Here is a 14,667-nt window from a genome sequence, read left to right as displayed (position 1 = left end):
TGCAAAAATCTCGCAAAATTATTAAGCGCACCAGCGCTGCACCACCAAGCGGAGCGAACCGTCTTGATTTTGCTTTTGCTCAGAAACTTGGAAACCCTGCTTAGCGCTTTCATTCACCACAGTATGGTAAGCGTAGCGCTGAGTCACCTTATTCAGAAAACGGTCTACAGACCAAGCTTGCTGCCAAAACTGCAAGTCAGCCACCAATTCATACTCAGTCCCGTTCCAGCTAAAACCTACGTCGTAGCCGTTTTCTTGCTCAATCACCACCTCAGCGGTGCTGGTTAGGCCGCGATAGCCGCGCACCTCAGTCGGGCCAGACTTCCAATCGATACTCAAGTCTGTTAAAGCGGCTTCCAAAGAATTCAAATTGCGGATCTGGGTCTTAATTTGGCTAAAGTGTGACATGGTGATTCCAAAAAAATTTAAGTGAACTCAACAAAAAAATTACCAATCGCTAAAAGCCACTTGGGCCGTCGCTTCGGCTGACTGATGCAGCGCTTGCGTGAAATATTCAGATGTTGACTCTTGATGAAGCACCACGCCGAGCTGAGCTTCAATTGCAGCCGTTACCTCAGCGCAGGAAGCACCGACAATGCCGGTGACAGTTTCCTGTACGCGGCCATCTGGATAGATCACAAACTCTAGTGTTTCCATAATCCGGGCTGACTGAATAGGAATATTGAGAACAGACACCGACACCAGCAAGCCAGGGACGATGCCTCCTGAAGTAGCTTCTTGAGAGTTGGCTGACTGACAAAGCGCTATATCAATTTTGACTAATTGATAGGTTTTGAGTCACAACTTAACAGAACTTATTAATATGTAGAAGCAATACATCAGTTGTATGTAAAGTTTCGCGTAGATCGTGACATCAGTCAAGTCATACATGAGTGGTGAATATTCGCAAGGGCTATTTGAGAGGGATCGTCCGGGAAGAGCGATCGGGGAGAGTGGGTATATAAGTTAAGTGCGATGGGAACCCGCGTACTTAACTTACATAAAGCTAAGGTGATTGACATTTGTCTGCATGATTGTGGGGATCGCCCAACAGCGAGAGGCAAATGCGGCTCAAATCAAGTCTTTGACCAAAGGGTTGCGATCGCGCTAACATCTGAAGTTTATCAGAAGCGCCTTCAGTAACTTCTGGTCATGGTGAAGCATCCTCTGTTGGCTTTTTAACCTGAAGTTCCCCGCAGGAGGGAACTTCAGGTTAAAATTTCTTGGCAGTGATACAAACCATTCCATTAATCATCTCGTTCTGAAGTACCTGTAAACCTATTTCAGATAGCCGATCGCACAACCAATTTTTATTGAGCCGCAGTTTTTGGTAAGAACTGGCACTGAATGACCACCGATCGCCCTGTTTTTGATAGAGTAAGTCATGGACTGCTACGCTGTTTTCCTGATACTCCAAGAAACAAGTGAGGATTGTAAATTCATCACTTTGTACAGGAATAAAACGCTGAGTTCCATGAAGCTCTGCTGAAACATAATCGCGGAAAGTTAAAATCAACATCCCATTTTCAATCAGCGAGCGCTCAATGTCCAAAAGTAATGAATCGACAGCGCTCAATGATTCTAGGTGTGTAAGTGTGTCGCCCATGCAAACAATGAGCTGCGCCTGTTCCTGAATATGTTGCGAGAAATTAAGCAGATCGTCGTGAATGGTACGGATGGAAAGATGTTTAGCGCGATCGCGTAACTCTGAAAGTAGGGCATCACAGAAATCTATAGCTACTACCGAAAAGCCTAATTTCGCTAAAGGAATAGATTGAAATCCTGAGCCTGCACCTAAATCAATGGCTAATCCTCGCGGTGCGGAGTCGAGCGCCAATTGACAAAAAAGAGCGTGATTTCGTTCGATCGCTGCTTCAGGATTTCCCGACATCCAACTGTAAACTGCAGCAAGTTGCTGGTTATAGTGGTCTTGTGCTGTGTTCATTATTATGCTAAGTTCGATGACTCGTTGAAAAGGAGCAAAATCATTCAACCCGATGGAAACTAAACCACCACTGCCGCCTTTTACGCGGGAAACTGCTAAAACTAAAGTTCAAATCGCAGAAGATGACTGGAATAGTCGCGATCCAAAACGAGTAGCTTTAGCTTACACCGAAGATTCACCGTGGCGTAACCCTGCCTAATTTTTGAGTAGCAGGTAACAAATCAAGGCTTTATTAAAACGAAAGTGGGCAAAAGAACTAGACTACTGTTTAAAAAATGAACTGTGGAGTTTTACAAAGAAGCTGATTTCTGTGCGCTTTGAATAGCAGTGGCACGATAGTCAGAGTGCGGATTTGTTCCTTGAAATAATCCCAGAATATCGGAGGAAGAGGGAAGAAGAGAAATCCTCCCACTCTCCCACTCTCGGGCCTTGCTTTCGATAGCGAGCGAGAGGTTCGCACTTTTATATCATTTAGATATAACCGGATTTGATATAATTCATGCTTGACCATCGCTTTTAATAACTTTTGTAAGTCGCTGTTCAAGCTGGCCTATTTGTTGATAGTACCCAATGTAACAATCTCTAGTTAAAAATTGTCGTAAACTGATGCGTATATGAAAAATTACTATTGATTATTTTGCCAAACTATAAGTAAAAAAAGCTGCAACATAGTTCAGACATTCGCGGTATCGCCCTCGAAGGCGTTCCAGACGAACAGGTTAATCCCACCCCGGAAATGGCGACAATTTTGGGGCAAGCCTTTGTGAGTTGGCTGGTGCAAAAAGTCAATAAATCAGTCGCAGAATTAACGATCGCGATCGTTAATTCTGCCGCCTATCCAGGCAAATCTTAATGCAGGCAGTCATAGCGGGTATCACCTCAGTCTGCAGCCCAGGCTGCGACTTTGAAATGGCTTCAACTCCCGCCAAAACTTTGAGCATACCTGAACAATTTTTAGAGGAGGCACAGTCTTGCTCAAATACTGTGCTTGCTGCGTAAGTCCTGAATACTGCTATTTCCTTGCCGCAGCATTGGATCTGGGGTCTAAAGCGTCTCGCAGGCCATCGCCCAAAAGGTTGAAACCTAGAACAGTCAAGGTAATCAGCAAACCGGGAAACACGATCGTCCAAGGAGAAGAAAGAGCGTATCCGCCCTTAAAAGCATCAGAAAGCATCGTCCCCAACTCAGGAACCGGCGGCTGTGCGCCCAAACCCAAAAAACCCAAACCGGCAGCTTCTAGTGTCGCCGTACCAGTCGAAAGAGTTGCTTGTACAACTAGAGGCGCGAGACTTCCCGGCAAAATGTGGCGAAAAATAATCCGCAAGTCGCTGGCGCCCAAGGCCTTGACAGCCAAAACAAATTCTTGTTCCCGCAGAGACAGCACCATACTGCGAGTTAAGCGAATGTAAATCGGAATTTGCACGGCGCTGACGGCGATAATTACGCTTTGCAGGCTCGGCCCGGTGACGGTAACAACGCCGATCGCCAGTAAAATCGAAGGAAAAGCTAACAAAATATCCGCCAAAGTGCCGATCGCAATTTCCAGCAACCCCCGAAAATACCCCGCCACCAGCCCCAAAAGCGCTCCGACAATTAAACCAGCACCCACAGAAACCAGGCTAACAAGTAAAGAGATCCCCAATCCGTGCCACACCCGCACCAACAAATCTCGCCCCAAACCGTCGGTGCCAAACCAATGTTTAGCGCTAGGAGCCACCAAGCGCGACAAATAATCTCGCTCGACGGCCGAATCGTAAGGAGAAAGTAGGGGGGCTAACAGTGCCGAGATCATCAGCGCTAAAGTCAAAATTAAGCCGATTTTCCCCGAAGTCGATCGCCAAAATCGTTGAAAAGCTGGTTGTGGAAATACTAAGTTTTTATTCAATCTTCGATTTTCCATCGAATGCTGTCACCAAAAAACAGAGGACTTGGGCAACTATTAGGATAAATTAACGATCGCGATCGCAGAAATACCTTAACAAGACTTCCTCCAGGGAGACCAAAAACTCGATCCGTGCATTACCGTCCATATCCAATTGCTTTTTTCGCGCCAAATGGCGAAGGCCTGAGCCCTTCCTTCAAGACCCTTTAAGATAGAGAGAACAAGATAAATTTAAAAGCCAAATGACATCAACCCTGCTCAAAACCTCCCCCCGATCGCCCCTCAACGCCCCAACAGTCCGCCATTTCCCCAACGGTCTGACAGTTATAGCCGAACACTTGCCGGTCGATGCTGTTAACCTCAGCGTGTGGCTCAATTTAGGCTCAGCCGTCGAACCCGACGATATCAACGGCATGGCTCACTTTTTAGAACACATGATTTTTAAGGGAACTCCCAGCATTCCCAGTGGCGAATTTGAGCGCGCGATCGAGGAGCGCGGCGCTGTCACCAATGCTGCCACCAGCCAAGATTACACTAACTATTACATCACCACAGCCCCTAAAGATTTTGCCGAACTAGCTCCCCTGCAAGTCGATGTCTTGCTGAATGCCAGCATTCCCGACGACGCCTTCGATCGCGAAAGGCTGGTAGTCTTAGAAGAAATTAGACGATCGGAAGACAATCCCCGCCGCCGCACCTATCAGCGATCGATGGAATTAGCGTTTGAAGTCCTGCCCTACAAGCGACCGGTACTCGGCCCGACTGCAGTAATCGAACAGTTGACAGCCCAACAAATGCGGGATTTCCACAGCAGCAGATATCAGCCAGGGGCGATGACAGCCGTAGCTGTCGGCAATTTGCCAGTCGATCAACTAATAGAAATTGTCGCAGACAGTTTTGCAGCAAAAAGCACAGCACAAAACAACAAAATAAATGTGCCTGCTGTCGGCAACTTTCACCCAGAATCCCAAACCCTGAACTACGGGCAAGAATCGCCGTTTACAGAAACAGTCCGCCGCGAATTTGTAGACTCTGCCCTTCAGCAAGCCCGACTGATCGTGATGTGGCGAGTGCCAGGTTTCATGGAAATGTCCGAAACTTATGCCCTCGACGTTTTGGCGACAATATTGGGTCACGGCCGCACAACTCGCTTGGTTCATGATTTGCGGGAAGAAAAAGGGCTAGTCTCGTCAATTTCGGTCAGCAACATGACTCAGCGACTCGGCGGGGTATTCTCAATTTCCGCTCAACTACCGACAGAAAACTTGGCAGCAGTGGAAGCAGCCATCGTGCAACACATCCGCACTCTCCAAACCGAATTGGTGACAGATGCCGAAATTTCCCGCATCCGCACGCAAGTAGCAAATCGGTTTATCTTTGGTAACGAAACTCCGAGCGATCGAGCAAGTTTGTACGGTTACTATCAGTCGATGGTAGGAGATATCGCTCCCGCCCTCAACTATGCCGCCTGCATCCAAGCTCAGACTGCCGAGGATCTCCGAGAAGCGGCCGTCAAATATCTGTCTCCCGACGCCATGGGTGTTGTGGTAATTCGCCCGGACGAAGCATAAATTGGACGATCGCCTCAACAGGGCAATTCTACCATCGCTGTGCTTTTGAGGCATCCAACGGCATTGGGCATTGGGCAGAAACAATGTCAATGGGCATCAGGGATTTTTAGTCAATAGTGCGTGAAATTCGATCGGCCCGCGCCTTGAAGGTTTTGTATCAAATAATTAATATGAAGCCTTTAAGGTACGGACGATCGCGAAAATTACCGTAATTTTATGAGAGGATAAACTGGGAATTATTGACGAGCAAGCAATTTAGTCTAGGGAAACCAGATTTATCGGCAATCGTAATTCTAAAATCTAAAATCTAAAATCTAAAATCTAAAATCGATTGACGGGGGTAGGCAAGCATGAAATTACAAAACTTTCTCAACTCTAAAATTAGGTACGATGCTAAAGCAATCGCTGCTGACGACGAACTCAGCCGCCAAATTCAAAGCCGCCTAATTGACCTGGGTTTACTGAAACCTCCCGTAGACGGCAAATTTGGCCCTCTCTCTACTGCTGCTCTCCACCGATTTCAAACTCTGATGAAGTGCGGCGAAGCTGGTTTTTTGGGAGCAGTAACAGCCACAAAGCTGATCGAAACCAAACCAGGGGACATTCCCACACCTCCCCTGATCCTGAAAACGATCAGAGACACCATTTTTAAATCAAAACCGCTGGCGTCTTCTCAACTTCAGGAGCCGGAAAAGCAAGTAATACCAGCGGGAAAAGAGTTTGAGCTCCTGGCTTTTGCTCCGATTCGCGGCCACATCAGAGTTGCTCTGCGCAACGAATCTTTCAAAGGTTCAGGAGTTTGGTATGTTTACGGGCCGCACGCTCAAATTACTCAAGACAGCGTTCTGCTTTATCCCAAACCGAATCCCCCAACCGTCAGGCTTGGCATTCCTTATCGATCGCAAATGGATAACTTGTACAATCCTACAGGTTCTTGCAATGTAACTTCAATAGCGATGTGTCTGGACTTTTTGAGGGTGCCGCGGCGCAAAAAAACCGGGCAATATGAAGACGAACTTTACGAATATGCGCTCGCCAAAGGTTACAGTCGCTGGGAACCCTACGATTTAGCGAAGATTGTTAAAGATTACGGCGCTCAAGATTTCTTTACTGAGAATGCAACTATTGATGACGTTCAAGATTGGCTAGCCACCGGAAATCCCGCTGTCATACACGGATACTTCACGTCTTTCGGTCACATTTTAGTTGCCGCCGGTTACGACAGCGAGGGATTCTTCGTTCACGATCCCTATGGCGAGTGGTTCCCAAGCGGCTACGACACAAGTGTCAGCGGTGCTTACTTGCACTATTCCTATCGCTTAATCCGCAGCGTGTGTATGGCTGACGGGAATTTTTGGGTTCATTTTATCTCAAAGTAATTGTTAAGAGTCATCAGTCATTAGTCAGCAGTCATTAGTCATTAGCTAATAGATAAGTTGTCTCTTGAATTATTCGTCGATTGAAATCGCTTAAGAGTCAAACGAAGTCCGACGATCCGAGGGGGACTAAAGAATAAAGGAGCTATTAAAGCTTGATTAGGTATTGGCAATATTTTCTATCACTAATGACTGCTGACTGATGACTAATGATTCTGAATTTTCATGCTCAAATCCAGCCAAGTCGATCGCGTAATTGGAGCACTGGTAGAAATATAGTCAACTCCGGTTTCGGCGACACTCCTAATAGTTTCTAAAGTAACATTGCCGGAAGCTTCAATTTTTACCCGATCGCTCTTTTGGCGAATTATTGCCACAGCCTGCCGCATCAAATCCAAGGACATATTATCTAACATGATAATATCCGCTTTGTGCTGCAAAGCTGTCTCTACCTCAGCCAGAGTTTCGGTTTCAACTTCGATCGTCAGCGGATAGGGGATAGAATTGCGAATTAGGGCGATCGCCTCTGCAATTCCCCCAGCCGCCGCAATGTGATTGTCTTTAATCATCACCGCGTCATCTAATCCCATCCGGTGATTGCAAGCACCCCCGATTTGAGTCGCGTATTTTTCCAACAATCTCAATCCCGGCGTCGTCTTGCGCGTATCCACTAATTGCACGGGTAAATCGGCAATTTTGTCAACATATTTTTGAGTTAAAGTAGCGATGCCGCTCAAACGCATTGCCAAGTTTAATGCTACTCTTTCTCCGGTTAGCAGCGCATCGAAATTGCCGGAAATCTCGGCAATTACTTCTCCTTTTTGGCACAGTTTCCCTTCCGGTACTTGGGGGATGAAACTGAGGCCGCTGTCTAAAAGTTTAAATGTGCGATCGGCAATTGGCAATCCGGCTATGACTCCAGCTTCTTTGACAATCCATTTAGCAGTACCCTGGATGCTGTTTGCGGGAAATAAGGCCGATGTTGTGCGATCGCCCCTACCGATATCTTCTAGTAGCCAGTTGTGCAACATCGAGTCTAAAACTATCCAAGGCGGTAATATTGCTGTCATGTTTTTGTTGGTTCTTATATCAAGATCATATCTACTAGGAAGAATAGTCGATCGGGTAATTTTAAGCAAGTTGCACAATTATGATGGTGTTAGTGCGATCGGGATTTGGGTAGAGTGAGGGCGATCGGGCTAGATGATGGGGTATTCTGTTGCTGACATTGGGTGTTGGTGCTTTAATGGAATAGATGCGTTGCGATCGCGAGAAGAAATCATGATACAGCCAGTCATTTTAGAAAAATTAGCAGAACTCCCTGAGTCTCTGCAGACAGAAGTGCTTCATTATATTGAGTTTTTGATCGAAAAGCAGGCTAAAAACTCAACTCAAGAAAAGCCAACAAAGAAGCGTCGAGTTGCCGGGACAATGAAAGGAATGTTTGTTCTACCGTTGCCTGATGACTTTGATGAGCCGCTTGAGGATATGAAGGAATACATGGAATGAATAGATTACTATTAGATACTCATGCTTTGATCTGGTTTGTATCCAACGATCCAAATCTGCCAGTGTCAACTAGAGACAAGATTGAATCTGCCGACGATGTTTTCTTGAGCATTGCAAGTCTTTGGGAGATGGCAATAAAGCTCAATATTGGAAAACTCCCCTTGCAGGGCAATTTTGAAGACATTGAACCTCAACTCATTGCTGCGGGTATAACGATTCTTCCTGTTACATTTGCCGATACGGTTCAATTCCGTTATTTACCCCTGCATCATCGAGATCCTTTCGATCGCATTCTGGTGGCACAGGCGATTAATCATTCCCTTGTTTTGGTTAGTCGCGATGTGGCTTTTGATGCCTATGACCTTCAGCGGTTATGGTCATAGCTGCGGCGGGTATCATGTTGACAAAGTTGGGTGTGGGTGCTTTAATGGAGTGAATGGGTATCGATCGCGAGAAGAAACCATTATACAGCCAGTCAGTTTAGAAAAATTAGCAAAACTCCCTGAGTCTCTTCAGACAGAAGTGCTTCATTATATTGAGTTTTTGATCGAAAAGCAGGCTAAAAACTCAACTCAAGAAAAGCCGACAAAGAAGCGTCGAGTTGCCGGAACAATGAAAGGAATGTTTGTTCTACCGCTACCTGATGACTTTGATGAGCCGCTTGATGATATGAAGGAATACAGGTGTAGAACCTGTAAACAGGCGTAAGTTTATTAAGTCAATCATAGACAAACAGCAAAATTATGGGACATGAAGATTTTCTCAAACAGGCTGCGGAAGCTAAAACTCGGATCAAGCAGGTTTCTTCAGATGAAGCTGAAAAGATAGGCGATCGCCCGAATGCTTTAATTCTCGATGTCAGAGAAGCAGCAGAATATCAACAAGCGCACTTGCTAAACGCAGTTAATGTGAGCCTAAGCCAACTTGAGCAGGAAATTCAGGAAATCGTTCCAGACAAATCCACGCCTATTGTCTGTTATTGTGCAGGTGGGAACCGAGGCGCTCTAGCTGCCGACACTCTCAATAAAATGGGCTATACCAATGCGGTTTCCATTGAAGGGGGACTCAAGGCTTGGGAGAGCAGTGGTAAAGCAACGATCGATACGACTGAAGCTAACAGCTAATAGTGGCCAAATAACTCAATGCTATGTCTGATAACCATCTGCCCAACAACCATCCAGTTGTTCAAGAATACTCGCGTTTAGCTTCTGATTATGATGTCAAATGGTCGTTCTACATTCAAGCGACTACCCAAGAAACACTCAACCGAGTTAAACTACAACCGACCGATCGGGTACTAGATGTTGGTTGTGGTACAGGTATACTTCTTCAGCAACTTGCATTGACTTACCCACAATCTCGATTGTTTGGTGTCGATCCAGTGCCAGAGATGTTGCAAGTTGCTCGACAGAGACTTCCGGCAACCATTGAATTGTCTGAGGGATGGGCCCAAAAGCTCCCTTTCGAGGATGAACAGTTTGATGTCGTGATTTCATGCAATATGTTTCACTACATTCATCAGCCTATGACTGCACTTCAAGAAATGCGCCGAGTTCTTCGTTCAGGTGGGGAGTTGGTCATTACAGATTGGTGTGACGACTATTGGACGTGCCGTATTTGCGATATATTTCTCCGTCGATTCGATCGCGCACACTTCAAGACTTATGGCGAACAAGAGTGCAGGAGAATCCTAGAGAATGCTGGGTACAATGATGTGTATATAGAACGCTATAAAATAAATTGGTTTTGGGGATTAATGACAGCCAAAACGGTAAAGCACACAGCCTAACAACCATGTTGCAGCGAACGGTATCGAGATATTGGTGATGATGCAAAACCTACTTGCCACCACTCAACACGAACGTTAGACATCGAGCGATATCGCCCACTATTGACTGTTAAAGGGCGATCGCTTGTTATGATTGTATTAAAATAAAAACGACTGGAATGGGCAATTATTATGACTATTCCTGATATTGCGATCGCCCTTATTGCAGCCACTTCCCTAATCATTTTTGCCCGAAGTCAACGACTTCATCGACTTTGTGATGCACAATCACCAAAATAGAATAGGTGATGCCAAAATACCAGACGATATTGCTAAAGCTGGGGCAAAATAGTTCGAGGAAGTCGATCGCTTAAAACTAATGACTAATGAGCCGAATAGCGCATTTAAGCTACAGTAAAAGCTATACCACTTCATCTAACTAAAGAGCAGGCGGAGGCTTTACGGTGGGTAAGTAGCGCTGAGGGGAAGTTTGCACGAAATTTTATCTGGTGGAATTCGGATAGTTTTGCTAATTTAGAATGCACAAAAGATGTTCGGCGTTTGGGGGTAACTTTGGAAGTGGCGGGGTGGCCAGCTACTTCGGGGCTCTGCACGATTTAGGTAGAGCCTTTAGAAAAGCGTAAATTCAAGACGTAAACCCTGTAAGGGAAAACCTATCCTAAATATAGGAGTTTTCCGTTTTCAAACTTAAGGCCTTAAAATGAGCAAATAGGGGTACTTGGTCAAGCAAATCTCCTGTACCGCTAGAGAAGGTTATATGGGGTACCAGAGTTTAGGACAACGGTTATCGAGTCTCAGAGTTGGGCAAAAGATCGGTTTAGGATACGCCCTTGCTCTCAGCATTGCTGTGTGTGGAACAATTGCTGGTTTTGGAGTTGGGCGTTACTATCAAAAACAGGCTGAAGAGCAAGAAGAACACGTACGCAACGAAGTGGAACTTCTACAGCGCCTACAATCTTGTGTTCTCCAAACCCGAACCCACCAACAACAACTCATCCCTCTAGCCCAATACCCAGAAAAATTTCAAGATGAATATGCTCACTTGCTGAAGCATAAAGCTGAAATCCAAGAAATTTGGGCTGAACTTAAGATATTTGTGGCAAAGCCTTCGACCCTAAAATATGACATACATCAACCAAGAATTCCAGCCTTCTTGCAAACCTATGACCGCGTACCACAACGCTACTCACAGGAATTAGAACACCGAGTTGAACAAATTCGCAACCTGAATCTCGCATCACCCACTGATGTTGAGCAAGCCCAAGCGCTGATTTTGGAATTTACCAACAGCGATTTGGCGCTTGAATTCGATCGCGTCTCGGATGATTTGGTGGGTTTAATTGACCAAGCTTACCAACAACTTGAAGAAGCCGAAAGCTCGCAACAACAAGCGAACGCAGTTTCAGAGAAAATTGTGGCTGCGAGCATTGGATTGTCTGTTGCGATCGCCATTCTTTTGGCAATTTTGACCAGCCGAGCAATTGCCCAACCCATTCAAGCTTTGACTATAGTTGCCAGACGATCCACTGAAGAGTCTAATTTTGAGTTACAAGCAACTGTTGAGCAAGATGATGAAATTGGAACGCTTGCTAATGCTTTTAACCAATTAATTCGCGCTGTTCAACAACTGTTACAGCAACAGAAAACAGCCAACGAACAACTGGAAAACTACAGCCAAACCCTTGAATCTCAAGTTGAGGTAAGAACCCAAGAACTCAGCGACAAAAATACGCAGTTGCAACAACTCTTAGAGGAACTACAACACACTCAGGTTCAGATGGTGCAAAGCGAAAAGATGTCTGCTTTGGGGCAAATGGTGGCAGGGGTGGCACACGAAATCAACAATCCAGTCAACTTCATTCACGGCAACCTGACTCATGTGCAGGAATACGCCCACAATTTATTAGGTTTGGTGCAACTCTACCAGAATTACTATCCCGACCCAGCACCCGAAATCCAAGCTGAGGCGGAAGATATTGAGATGGAGTTTATCCAAGCCGATCTACCTAAAGTCCTTGACTCCATGAAAGTCGGCACGGATCGCATTCGCCAGATTGTTTTGTCACTCCGCAACTTTTCACGAATGGATGAAGCTGACTTCAAAGCCGTTGATATTCATGAGGGCATTGATAGTACGTTGTTGATTTTGCAGCATCGCTTAAAAGATACACCAGAGCGTCCAGCGATTCAAGTAATTCGTGATTATGGTAATCTACCGCTAATACAATGCTATCCTGGTCAAATCAATCAGGCGTTTATGAACATCCTAGCAAATGCCATTGATGCGCTGGAAGAAGCCAACGTCAAACGAACCTCTCAGGAACTCAAGGAAAATCCCAACCTGATTACCATTCGGACTGCTATGATTGATTCAAAGTGGGTAAAAATTGCAATTTCTGATAACGGAATGGGAATGCCTGAATCTGTTCAGAAACGCCTCTTCGATCCATTCTTCACCACAAAGTCTGTCGGTAAGGGAACGGGCATGGGGCTACCGATTAGCTATCAGATTGTCACTAAGAAACATGGCGGTAAGTTAGATTGTTTCTCAATACCTGGTAAGGGAACGGAGTTTGTGATTCAAATCCTTGTCCATCAGCAAATCCGCGATCCGGTCTAACAAAATGCGCCCCACCGCCGAAAGGTTTTCTGTTAGGCGTTTAAGGTTATCTGCTAGGAGGTTTTAGTTGTAAAATTCACTTTCTCTTTTGGCCTAACTCCCCAAAAAACTAAAGCCCTTTTCCGTTGTTGCGGGAAAAGAGCTTTAGTTTATTATTAACCTGGCACTGAGCTATTTTACCGGGCAGTGACCCGCCGAGTATCTTCGCCATAGCAACGTTTAACAACCGAGTTCGGGATGGATCGGAGTGGTTGCATTGCATCATCAGCACGATGTTGTTATTTGTGTTAAAATAAATGACGACTCAAAGAGGCAATTATTAGGACTATTCGTGATATTACGATCGCCAAATTGCAGCAAATTCCAGAATCATTCTTGCCAGAAGTCAGCGAATATCAGCAACTCCTACTCAACAAGTAGCAGCTCGCGATTAGAGAAACAAACTAATATCGACGTGGAAAAAATCGGCTAACTTTCTGGCTTCATCTATTTCGATCGCCCTTCCACTAACAAAAAAATTCTCAACCTCTGTTTCCGTTCCCAAAACAGGAATCAAATCTGATTTGTCCAAATTTCTCGCATCCATTAAATGTTGCAATATTGAAGCAGCATTTCCTGCGGGAATTGAATAATTTTCAGATTCAAATTTTTCAATCAGCGTTATCAAAAGCTCCAGAAATAGCTCTTCCTCCTGCGATCGCATAGGGCGGTGTTCCAGTTCGCAAGCGAGAGCGATCGCGGCCTCGTTTTCTGCTTCATTTGCGATCGGTTTTGGTTGATACCGAACCAGTAAATCTGTATAAGATTTTGCATCAAAAGTACGGATCATTTTTCCACTCATCCTTATCATACTCAGCGTGAGTCAGAACATATTTGATGTAGATTCTTTGAGAAACATAAACCAAATCAACAATCAGCCGATATCGATTTCCCTTAATATTAAATACGCTAAAATTTCCGACTGACTCAGCTTTTGGATAAATCTGCTGAACATCAATTAGGTTCTGCCATTCCGCTTTACTTGAAACTCTATACCAGTCATAAAGTGCATCGCAGGAATCGGCATGGCTTTCACAGAAATCTCGCAGGATTTTTCGGCTGATAACACGCATTTCACCCTTGTTTTCCAAACTACACCAGATTTTGTTCTGGACTTACGCACTTGTCATATTATAAACATCTGTAACTCCCCAAAAAAACTAAAGCCCTTTTCCGTTGTTGCGGGAAAAGAGCTTTAATTTATTATTAACCTGGCACTGAGCTATTTTACCGGGCAGTGACCCGCCGAGTATCTTCGCCATAGCAACGTTTAACAACCGAGTTCGGGATGGATCGGAGTGGTTCCATTACATCATAAGCACCAGGAAAGCTTTGAAAACTTTTAATCCTGTGTCTGCGTTTTGTTTGATGCGCTGCATCTCTTTCGCTCGACTTAATTACCTTATCAAGTTTTCCTTTGTCTGTCAACCCCAAAGTCAAAACTTTTTTTCGATCGCCCGAAACTGCCCCCAATCGCCGAGTTTGACGTATTATTTGCCAGTGTTGCCGATCGACCTTTAACTCACAAATCCAAAAAAGCCGCATCAACACCCTGTTCTCTGCGAATCTTCCCGTCCTTCACAAACCACGCCACAACCTGCTTAACTGTTAATTGTTCGATCGCGCTTTCAGCTTCTGTCGCAATTTGCCTCAAAGGTCGCAAAGACGCAACCACCAAATTTGTAAAAAAGTTTTCAAAACTCGCATCAAGTTCGATCGACCCTTTAATACTCTCATCATTCTTAATCCAATCCATCACCTGCCCATTAGTCACCTCAGCCACCGGCAAACCAGTCTCCCCAGCAATTTGCTTGAGCACCCTCAAAGCATAAATTGCCAGCCGCGCCGAAAACTTTTCTTTAGATGACAGAAGCGCCATATCAACTTCGGCACACTCTTCCGGCGTTAAAAAATCTGCTAGCGGTTCCATATATTA

General features: G+C 45.2%; 17 protein-coding genes, 2 rRNA genes and 1 pseudogene. 10 read left to right on the top strand and 10 right to left on the bottom strand.

Features of this window, described 5'->3' with window-relative positions:
• Positions 1-21: 21 nt before the first annotated feature.
• From QUB30_RS04845 to QUB30_RS04835, 3 genes are all read right to left on the bottom strand, one after another.
• On the bottom strand, positions 22-408 hold the full coding sequence (locus tag QUB30_RS04845; protein WP_333329828.1) for a DUF1257 domain-containing protein: 387 nt from the start codon (positions 406-408) through the stop codon (positions 22-24).
• Positions 409-447: 39 nt separating this feature from the next.
• A complete protein-coding gene (locus QUB30_RS04840; protein ID WP_015176940.1) occupies positions 448-657 on the bottom strand; it encodes a DUF2997 domain-containing protein in 210 nt (69 codons plus the stop codon).
• Positions 658-1,213: 556 nt separating this feature from the next.
• Positions 1,214-1,945, bottom strand: coding sequence for a class I SAM-dependent methyltransferase (locus QUB30_RS04835; protein WP_333329824.1), 732 nt, complete (start codon positions 1,943-1,945; stop codon positions 1,214-1,216).
• A gap of 52 nt (positions 1,946-1,997) precedes the next feature.
• Here QUB30_RS04835 and QUB30_RS04830 point away from each other — a divergent pair.
• Positions 1,998-2,270 (top strand): annotated as a pseudogene (locus QUB30_RS04830) (DUF1348 family protein).
• 687 nt (positions 2,271-2,957) lie between these two features.
• Here the strand turns inward: QUB30_RS04830 and QUB30_RS04825 are convergent.
• Entirely contained in the window at positions 2,958-3,830 is an 873-nt protein-coding gene (locus QUB30_RS04825) for an ABC transporter permease (RefSeq protein ID WP_333329820.1), read from the bottom strand.
• A gap of 239 nt (positions 3,831-4,069) precedes the next feature.
• Here QUB30_RS04825 and QUB30_RS04820 point away from each other — a divergent pair, with 239 nt between their 5' ends.
• Positions 4,070-5,398 carry a pitrilysin family protein gene (locus QUB30_RS04820; protein ID WP_333329817.1) on the top strand — a complete coding sequence of 443 codons (1,329 nt, stop codon included), beginning with the start codon at positions 4,070-4,072 and terminating at the stop codon, positions 5,396-5,398.
• 350 nt (positions 5,399-5,748) lie between these two features.
• Complete coding sequence (locus QUB30_RS04815) at positions 5,749-6,777, top strand: C39 family peptidase (protein ID WP_333329814.1); 1,029 nt, start codon at positions 5,749-5,751, stop codon at positions 6,775-6,777.
• Between the two features lie 203 nt (positions 6,778-6,980).
• On the opposite strand, the gene nadC is transcribed toward QUB30_RS04815, so the two are convergent.
• Positions 6,981-7,844 carry a carboxylating nicotinate-nucleotide diphosphorylase gene (gene nadC, locus QUB30_RS04810; RefSeq protein ID WP_333329811.1) on the bottom strand — a complete coding sequence of 288 codons (864 nt, stop codon included), beginning with the start codon at positions 7,842-7,844 and terminating at the stop codon, positions 6,981-6,983.
• Positions 7,845-8,055: 211 nt separating this feature from the next.
• Here nadC and vapB (QUB30_RS04805) point away from each other — a divergent pair, with 211 nt between their 5' ends.
• The 7 genes from vapB (QUB30_RS04805) to QUB30_RS04775 all read left to right on the top strand — a co-directional run bounded on the left by vapB (QUB30_RS04805) (position 8,056) and on the right by QUB30_RS04775 (position 12,692).
• Entirely contained in the window at positions 8,056-8,283 is a 228-nt protein-coding gene (vapB, locus tag QUB30_RS04805) for a type II toxin-antitoxin system VapB family antitoxin (protein WP_106332869.1), read from the top strand.
• The gene (locus QUB30_RS04800; protein WP_333216459.1) at positions 8,280-8,666 is read left to right on the top strand and encodes a type II toxin-antitoxin system VapC family toxin; all 387 of its coding nucleotides are present in this window, start codon (positions 8,280-8,282) and stop codon (positions 8,664-8,666) included. The genes vapB (QUB30_RS04805) and QUB30_RS04800 overlap by 4 nt, the downstream gene beginning before the upstream one ends.
• Positions 8,635-8,991, top strand: coding sequence for a type II toxin-antitoxin system VapB family antitoxin (vapB, locus tag QUB30_RS04795; RefSeq protein WP_333329807.1), 357 nt, complete (start codon positions 8,635-8,637; stop codon positions 8,989-8,991). Before QUB30_RS04800 ends, vapB (QUB30_RS04795) begins: the two co-directional genes overlap by 32 nt.
• Positions 8,992-9,026: 35 nt before the next feature.
• Positions 9,027-9,407 (top strand): rhodanese-like domain-containing protein, encoded by a 381-nt coding sequence (locus tag QUB30_RS04790; protein ID WP_333329805.1) that lies wholly within the window; start codon positions 9,027-9,029, stop codon positions 9,405-9,407.
• A 23-nt stretch (positions 9,408-9,430) separates the two neighbouring features.
• Positions 9,431-10,072: a methyltransferase domain-containing protein gene (locus QUB30_RS04785; RefSeq protein WP_333329801.1), complete on the top strand. Its 642-nt coding sequence runs from the start codon at positions 9,431-9,433 to the stop codon at positions 10,070-10,072.
• Between the two features lie 402 nt (positions 10,073-10,474).
• Positions 10,475-10,672, top strand: a complete 198-nt coding sequence (locus tag QUB30_RS04780) for a DUF6753 family protein (protein ID WP_333330155.1) — start codon at positions 10,475-10,477, stop codon at positions 10,670-10,672.
• A 157-nt stretch (positions 10,673-10,829) separates the two neighbouring features.
• Positions 10,830-12,692 (top strand): ATP-binding protein, encoded by a 1,863-nt coding sequence (locus QUB30_RS04775; protein WP_333329798.1) that lies wholly within the window; start codon positions 10,830-10,832, stop codon positions 12,690-12,692.
• Between the two features lie 158 nt (positions 12,693-12,850).
• On the opposite strand, the gene rrf (QUB30_RS04770) is transcribed toward QUB30_RS04775, so the two are convergent.
• The 5 genes from rrf (QUB30_RS04770) to QUB30_RS04750 form a co-directional block, all read right to left on the bottom strand.
• Positions 12,851-12,967 (bottom strand): 5S ribosomal RNA (gene rrf / locus QUB30_RS04770).
• 155 nt (positions 12,968-13,122) lie between these two features.
• Positions 13,123-13,521 carry a transcriptional regulator gene (locus tag QUB30_RS04765; protein WP_333329795.1) on the bottom strand — a complete coding sequence of 133 codons (399 nt, stop codon included), beginning with the start codon at positions 13,519-13,521 and terminating at the stop codon, positions 13,123-13,125.
• On the bottom strand, positions 13,505-13,804 hold the full coding sequence (locus QUB30_RS04760) for a type II toxin-antitoxin system HigB family toxin (RefSeq protein ID WP_333329792.1): 300 nt from the start codon (positions 13,802-13,804) through the stop codon (positions 13,505-13,507). The genes QUB30_RS04765 and QUB30_RS04760 overlap by 17 nt, the downstream gene beginning before the upstream one ends.
• A 136-nt stretch (positions 13,805-13,940) precedes the next feature.
• Positions 13,941-14,057, bottom strand: a 5S ribosomal RNA gene (gene rrf, locus QUB30_RS04755).
• A 196-nt stretch (positions 14,058-14,253) separates the two neighbouring features.
• On the bottom strand, positions 14,254-14,661 hold the full coding sequence (locus QUB30_RS04750) for a hypothetical protein (RefSeq protein WP_333329789.1): 408 nt from the start codon (positions 14,659-14,661) through the stop codon (positions 14,254-14,256).
• Positions 14,662-14,667: the final 6 nt, after the last annotated feature.

Origin of the sequence: Microcoleus sp. BROC3 (genome assembly GCF_036702515.1) — a bacterium.
GTDB lineage: Bacteria > Cyanobacteriota > Cyanobacteriia > Cyanobacteriales > Microcoleaceae > Microcoleus.
This window is presented reverse-complemented; position numbering and strand designations above follow the sequence as displayed.

What these genes read in the sequence shown, in the direction of transcription:
- QUB30_RS04845 (WP_333329828.1), bottom strand. Translation starts at nt 408, where the DNA reads ATGTCACACTTTAGCCAAATTAAGACCCAGATCCGCAATTTGAATTCT.
- QUB30_RS04840 (WP_015176940.1), bottom strand. Translation starts at nt 657, where the DNA reads ATGGAAACACTAGAGTTTGTGATCTATCCAGATGGCCGCGTACAGGAA.
- QUB30_RS04835 (WP_333329824.1), bottom strand. Translation starts at nt 1,945, where the DNA reads ATGAACACAGCACAAGACCACTATAACCAGCAACTTGCTGCAGTTTAC.
- QUB30_RS04820 (WP_333329817.1), top strand. Translation starts at nt 4,070, where the DNA reads ATGACATCAACCCTGCTCAAAACCTCCCCCCGATCGCCCCTCAACGCC.
- QUB30_RS04815 (WP_333329814.1), top strand. Translation starts at nt 5,749, where the DNA reads ATGAAATTACAAAACTTTCTCAACTCTAAAATTAGGTACGATGCTAAA.
- nadC (WP_333329811.1), bottom strand. Translation starts at nt 7,844, where the DNA reads ATGACAGCAATATTACCGCCTTGGATAGTTTTAGACTCGATGTTGCAC.
- vapB (WP_106332869.1), top strand. Translation starts at nt 8,056, where the DNA reads ATGATACAGCCAGTCATTTTAGAAAAATTAGCAGAACTCCCTGAGTCT.
- QUB30_RS04800 (WP_333216459.1), top strand. Translation starts at nt 8,280, where the DNA reads ATGAATAGATTACTATTAGATACTCATGCTTTGATCTGGTTTGTATCC.
- vapB (WP_333329807.1), top strand. Translation starts at nt 8,635, where the DNA reads ATGCCTATGACCTTCAGCGGTTATGGTCATAGCTGCGGCGGGTATCAT.
- QUB30_RS04790 (WP_333329805.1), top strand. Translation starts at nt 9,027, where the DNA reads ATGGGACATGAAGATTTTCTCAAACAGGCTGCGGAAGCTAAAACTCGG.
- QUB30_RS04785 (WP_333329801.1), top strand. Translation starts at nt 9,431, where the DNA reads ATGTCTGATAACCATCTGCCCAACAACCATCCAGTTGTTCAAGAATAC.
- QUB30_RS04775 (WP_333329798.1), top strand. Translation starts at nt 10,830, where the DNA reads ATGGGGTACCAGAGTTTAGGACAACGGTTATCGAGTCTCAGAGTTGGG.
- QUB30_RS04765 (WP_333329795.1), bottom strand. Translation starts at nt 13,521, where the DNA reads ATGATCCGTACTTTTGATGCAAAATCTTATACAGATTTACTGGTTCGG.
- QUB30_RS04760 (WP_333329792.1), bottom strand. Translation starts at nt 13,804, where the DNA reads ATGCGTGTTATCAGCCGAAAAATCCTGCGAGATTTCTGTGAAAGCCAT.
- QUB30_RS04750 (WP_333329789.1), bottom strand. Translation starts at nt 14,661, where the DNA reads ATGGAACCGCTAGCAGATTTTTTAACGCCGGAAGAGTGTGCCGAAGTT.